General features: G+C 52.5%; 7 protein-coding genes. All 7 read left to right on the forward strand.

Annotated features, from left to right (window positions below):
* Nucleotides 1-262: 262 nt before the first annotated feature.
* Entirely contained in the window at nt 263-880 is a 618-nt protein-coding gene (locus tag V6D20_03970; protein ID HEY9814948.1) for a TetR/AcrR family transcriptional regulator, read from the forward strand.
* 992 nt (nt 881-1872) lie between these two features.
* Nucleotides 1873-2187 (forward strand): hypothetical protein, encoded by a 315-nt coding sequence (locus tag V6D20_03975; GenBank protein HEY9814949.1) that lies wholly within the window; start codon nt 1873-1875, stop codon nt 2185-2187.
* Between the two features lie 285 nt (nt 2188-2472).
* Nucleotides 2473-2976, forward strand: a complete 504-nt coding sequence (locus V6D20_03980; protein HEY9814950.1) for a DUF6653 family protein — start codon at nt 2473-2475, stop codon at nt 2974-2976.
* Between the two features lie 135 nt (nt 2977-3111).
* On the forward strand, nt 3112-4146 hold the full coding sequence (locus V6D20_03985; GenBank protein ID HEY9814951.1) for a nitronate monooxygenase: 1035 nt from the start codon (nt 3112-3114) through the stop codon (nt 4144-4146).
* Between the two features lie 140 nt (nt 4147-4286).
* Complete coding sequence (locus V6D20_03990) at nt 4287-4634, forward strand: hypothetical protein (GenBank protein HEY9814952.1); 348 nt, start codon at nt 4287-4289, stop codon at nt 4632-4634.
* A gap of 56 nt (nt 4635-4690) precedes the next feature.
* Nucleotides 4691-5026 carry a YdhR family protein gene (locus tag V6D20_03995; GenBank protein HEY9814953.1) on the forward strand — a complete coding sequence of 112 codons (336 nt, stop codon included), beginning with the start codon at nt 4691-4693 and terminating at the stop codon, nt 5024-5026.
* A gap of 3 nt (nt 5027-5029) precedes the next feature.
* The gene (locus V6D20_04000; GenBank protein ID HEY9814954.1) at nt 5030-5194 is read left to right on the forward strand and encodes a hypothetical protein; all 165 of its coding nucleotides are present in this window, start codon (nt 5030-5032) and stop codon (nt 5192-5194) included.
* Nucleotides 5195-5296 lie beyond the last annotated feature (102 nt).

Raw genomic sequence — 5296 nt, forward strand, 5'->3', positions numbered from 1 at the left:
CGTGAACAAGATTCGTAGTCATAGTGGCCTCCTTGGGTGGAACCGGGATTTTACAAACCAACTAGTTGGTATATTAAACATGCTTTTCGGGAATGTCAATAGGGATCGGGGGATACGATCAGGGTATTAATTAAGCTGGAAATCCTTTGCCAAGAAGGACTCATTGCCTTTTATGGGCTATCAAAAAGTTTTGGCTTCTTAACAAACTATTTAGTTTGTAAGATGGAAGAGTATGGTGAAAAAAGTCTGTCAGGAGTCTGTCATGCCCCGTAGTGGAGTCAAAACCAAATCGGCTATTCTGGATGCTGCCCATGAGTTGGTGATGGGGCACGGGTTGGCAGGCACCTCCATCGACATGGTGTTAGAGAAGGCCACGGTCACCAAAGGGGCGTTTTTCTATCACTTCAAAACCAAGGCTGATCTGGCCCGTGCCCTGGTGCAGCGTTATGCCGAGAAAGATGCCGCCTATCTACATGAGCAACTCAGCCGTGCTGAAAAGCTCAGCCGTGAACCGCTACAGCAGATTTTGGTTTTCATCGGACTGTTGCAAGAAGAGGTGGAGCAAATGACGGATCCTGGCGCTGGGTGCCTGATCGCCTCGTTTATCTATCAGTTCGAAGATCTCGATGCGGATGTGCGCACCATTTCGGCCCAGTCTTTTCTAGAATGGCGGCAGCGGTTGGGGAAAAAGTTTTCAGCAGCGATCGCCCAAACCTCTCCCAAGCTGCCGGTTAAAGCGGAGGAATTGGCCGACGCGATCGTCTCTACCTTTGAGGGTGGTTTTGTGATGATGCGGGTGTTGCAAGATCCTCATCAGCTGGCGCAACAGTTGGCACATTATCGCAACTACATTGAATTGTTGTTTGGGATGGTCACTTGAGTGGCTCGGTGGAATTTTATGACCACATCAAAGCCTTGCCCTTTGTATAGAGACTCCCGGCTTCTCAGAGAAACCGGGAGTCTTGGGTATTTGACCGCTACCGGATATAGCGATGACCACGATAGTGAAGAGTTGGGGGGGGATGGATGGACGAGGCGATCGCCCTTCCTGAAACGGATAAGAAATTCTCAGAAAGAACACCTTTTTGGGGAGTTCAAAGGTTTCGATTTTGGGTTGACTATAGGTGTAATGAACACCGCGATACTTCAAAGACATATGGATACCTCACGTGAGACTTGGCGAGGAATATTGTCCTAACGAAGGAAGCCCTTCCATAGGAAAAAAGAGCATTGAGTCCATTCAACATGAATACTTGAATCCTTCCGTTTTCACCCTAAGCTGATGAAGGGAACCTGTCTCTACGGTAAATCTATGGTCTTAGAGGATTCTTCCCAAAGGTTTTAGGAGTCAACCTGCTCTCGTATGAATGACCGTGTTGGCAGGGTTTTTGGCGTTGGCAATTACGTTACCTCTGCAATCCGCAAAGAATCTTAGACGTGTGTTTCATCGTTTGCAACCTTTATGAATCAGTTCTTTTGGAGAATGACCATAGATTTCCATAGGTTTCTACAAGGCCGGTTCCATAGGTTTCCCCTAGAGACAGAAAGGGATTACTCTCCTACCGTTAAAAATGAACATAAAGCAGAGCTAGATATAGTCTATTGACTTGATAATTCGGCATTGCTGAATCGATAGATGTGATTTGCCCTCATTCCCAACCCTTCTCCCTAGGAAGAAGGGCGCTAGAACTCTTGTTTTCTCTCCCTGGGCAGAGGGCTAGGGTGAGGGCGGATTTAGGAATCCATACTTGTATTCAGCAACACCGACAATTTATCTGACGTGAAACATCCATTTCTGCTATCAGATGATTTCAAGAAGGCTAGCAAGCATTCTGAACTGTGATGGATTGATGAAATGTCCGAGTATGAATTATGTTGACTCAAGCTGATACGAAGAACGTAGAAAAAACGCCGCAAACAACGAATCTTGAAAAGAGTCTGCTCATTAATTTACCGCTGCAACTGGTGCAGGTGCGCCGCAGTAGGGTGGCAGGTGCTGAAGCGTTGCTGGCGTTGCTGTCAGACCCTAAGGTGGCCCCTGAGGTACACACCTTGCCGTATTTGTCCCTAGATGAATTGCGAGATCGCCTCTCCCAGTCCAGATGTCAGGGCTGTGTACTCGTGACCTGCTGCCATGGCGAAATCTTGGGCATGGTGGCGCTTAGCTTCGCTGCCGATCCGCTCTGACGTCATGCAGCAGCGCTGCAATGGCTTGCAGGAAACCCCGGTTGGCAAGGACTGGGGATCGGCGATCGCCTCCTTCAGGCTGCCCTCGATATTGCTGATCACGGGTGTAATCTGCGGCGTCTAAACTGCAAGTTTTTTCAGATCATTACCGGGCGATCGCCCTCTACAAGAAGTTTGGCTTTGCCCATGAAGGCACGTTGCAGCAGTATGCCTGTCGAGATGGCCAACACTGCGACGTCGATATGATGGCACGACTGAAATCAACTGTTTTAGGAGACTTTCCTGATGTTTGCCAATGCGATCGCGACCCTCTTTCGCATGGATGACCAAACCTGGCAAGGCCACGCCAACCCCTGGTGCTTTTGGACTCGCCTCACCGTCGTTCCCCTATTATTTCTCACCATCTGGAGCCGCGTGTGGCTGGGGTGGGGAGCCCTAGCGCTGATTGTCGCCGCACTGTTGTGGAACTGGCTCAATGCTCGCCTATTTTCGCCCCCCAAATCCACCGACAACTGGGTGTCAAAAGGGGTACTGGGTGAGCGCGTCTGGATCAACCGTCAGCAAGTTTCCATTCCCGCCCACCACCGCACCTTTCCTTATTTTCTGACCGGACTGGCCGCCATCGGCTTTCTGATTGCCATTGCCGGTCTCTGGACGCTGCACCTGCCCCTTACCCTGCTGGGCCTGCTGCTGATTTACATCGGCAAACTCTGGTTCCTCGACCGCATGGTGTGGCTTTATGAAGATATGAAAACCACTACACCTGAGTACGGAAGCTGGCTCTATTAACCGCAAAGGAGCGAGGAGAATTCAAAACTCAATATTCTCCACCCATCCACCCTACTCTCCGGGAAGCCACTACCGCGAACACTCTTCACCCCACCCTCTCACCATCCCACTACCGACTACCCACCCCCTCTTATCATGCTTACCACCCAAATTACCCAAACCTACAACATCTCAACGCCCATCATCTCCGCCGGAATGGCCTGTGTCGCCACCCCCAAACTCGCTGCTGCCGTCAGCCATGCCGGGGGCATGGGCACCTTCAGTGCGGCAATGGTTGACCCCGAGGGACTGCAGCGACTGATTCGCGAAATGCGATCGCTCACGCCTTACCCCTTTGGCGTCGACTTCGTGACCGGCATGGCCCAAGCGGAGCACATTGCTATCTGTATTGCAGAACGAGTGCCTGTTGTGATCTTTTTCTGGTCACTGCCGCCCCAAGCATGGGTGATGCAGTTGCAGGCCAGCGGCACCAAAGTTTGGATGCAGGTCGGTTCCCTTACCGAAGCCTTGGAAGCTAAAGCGATGGGATTCGATGCCATCATTGCCCAGGGAGCTGAAGGAGGGGGCCACAATCGCGCCGAGGCTAGTACCTTCACTCTGTTGCCCGCTGTTTATCAAGCGGTTGCGCCGACTCCCGTCATTGCCGCAGGCGGCATCATCGACGGCAAAGGACTCGTGGCCGCCTTGGCCTTGGGCGCAGAAGCCGTGTGGTGCGGCACGCGCTTTCTCGCCAGCGTAGAAGCCCATGCCCATACCGAGTACAAAGCGCGAGTGCTGGAAGCGCAACTGGACGACACCACCCGCACCACTCTGTTTGGGCCAGAAATGCCGGGGCAGATGATGCGCGTCATTCGCAATCGGGCGGTGCATCAGTGGAGCGATCGCGTATCTGAAGCGATGGATCACAGCCACGCCCATCCTTCGATCGGCACCACCATCATGGGCGGGCAAACGGTGCCGCTGCCCAAGTTTTCCGTCATTCTGCCGATGCCTGACACCACGGGTGACTTTGAGGAAATGTGCCTCACCGCCGGGGAAAGCAGCGGCAACATTACTGCTATCAAATCGGCGAAGGACATTGTGCGCGAGATGGAGAATGAGGCGGTTGAATTACTGACCTGGCGCTTGCAGGCGATCGCCCCTGAGCAAACCCTTATAGCTGCCCCCTAAATCCTCAACTCTCGGCATCGTCTAGATTGCTCGGTTCCCTTTGTCAGAACTACAGAGAGTTTCGGTGATATCGACAGCATTGATGTCCCCAATGCACACTCTGCTTTGTTTCCCGTGCTCCCCTCAATACCGTTGATGACATGAACGTTTCAACCGCCCTCATGACTGTTTTGTCCAAGGAGATTGCTATGCATAGCCCAACCCACGACGCCCAAGCCTTGCTGGAACAAGATCGCCAGCGTCTCGAAACCTCGCTGCATCAGAAAGCGGATTGCATCGACGATCGACCTTCACGCCTGCGGCAGTTCTTGAACGGTGTTGGTCAAGCCCTGGTCAACTGGCTCATTCAGGAAGATATACCCCGCATTCATCGGTTCATCGGCGAAACCGAAGTTTGGAAAGTGTATGACCCCTCTGACCGCAGCACCCACTATTTCGACCGAGAAGACGATGTGCGAGTTTATCTCGAACGGCGCTACTACCTGTAAATCACTGCGGGCATGAATCCCCACTTCCACGCTCAACTCAATAGAGGAAAAATTCCATGACCAATACAATTCTGCAAATTAACCTGACCTACGATTGCTCTCAGGCAGAACTGGAAGCCGCTTTTTCCCATGCGGCGGGGGCGATCGCGCCCTTTCCTGGCCTGACCTGGAAAATCTGGATCATCAATGATGAAATGAAAGAAGCGGGAGGGCTCTACTGCTTTGAATCAGAGATAGCCCTGACTAACTACATCAACAGTCCTATCATGGCCACCCTCAAAGCGCATCCGCTGTTGAAGAATGTAGACGTTAAGGCGTTTGGGGCGATCGCCGCTCTCACCGCCCAAACCCGTGGCCCGATTCCGGTACTGCCAACCTCGCTAGGAGCTTGAGTCATGGTGAAACACGTTATCGTCGTACCCCATAATCCTGACTGGTCACGCCAGTTTGAGCGAGAAAGTCAGGTCATTTGCGAGGCGTTTGGCATCGAACCGCACGGCGTGGTGAACATCGGCAACGCTAACGGTTCCCTCAAAGCCCCCAACAATGTCTGGATGTAACCCGCCGCCCCTCTGCCCTTTCCCTCCCCAAAACTAACCATGACCCACGGCCCGTCCCCGAATACCCGCCACCCGATCGTCGGACAAACGCGACTGGTATAT

It is taken from the genome of Candidatus Obscuribacterales bacterium (assembly GCA_036703605.1).
Classification (GTDB): Bacteria; Cyanobacteriota; Cyanobacteriia; order RECH01; family RECH01; genus RECH01.

Bases quoted from the DNA above. Each gene is read 5' to 3' on its own strand.
- V6D20_03975 (HEY9814949.1), top strand. From the start codon at position 1,873: ATGTTGACTCAAGCTGATACGAAGAACGTAGAAAAAACGCCGCAAACA.
- V6D20_03990 (HEY9814952.1), top strand. From the start codon at position 4,287: ATGAACGTTTCAACCGCCCTCATGACTGTTTTGTCCAAGGAGATTGCT.
- V6D20_03995 (HEY9814953.1), top strand. From the start codon at position 4,691: ATGACCAATACAATTCTGCAAATTAACCTGACCTACGATTGCTCTCAG.
- V6D20_03980 (HEY9814950.1), top strand. From the start codon at position 2,473: ATGTTTGCCAATGCGATCGCGACCCTCTTTCGCATGGATGACCAAACC.
- V6D20_04000 (HEY9814954.1), top strand. From the start codon at position 5,030: ATGGTGAAACACGTTATCGTCGTACCCCATAATCCTGACTGGTCACGC.
- V6D20_03970 (HEY9814948.1), top strand. From the start codon at position 263: ATGCCCCGTAGTGGAGTCAAAACCAAATCGGCTATTCTGGATGCTGCC.
- V6D20_03985 (HEY9814951.1), top strand. From the start codon at position 3,112: ATGCTTACCACCCAAATTACCCAAACCTACAACATCTCAACGCCCATC.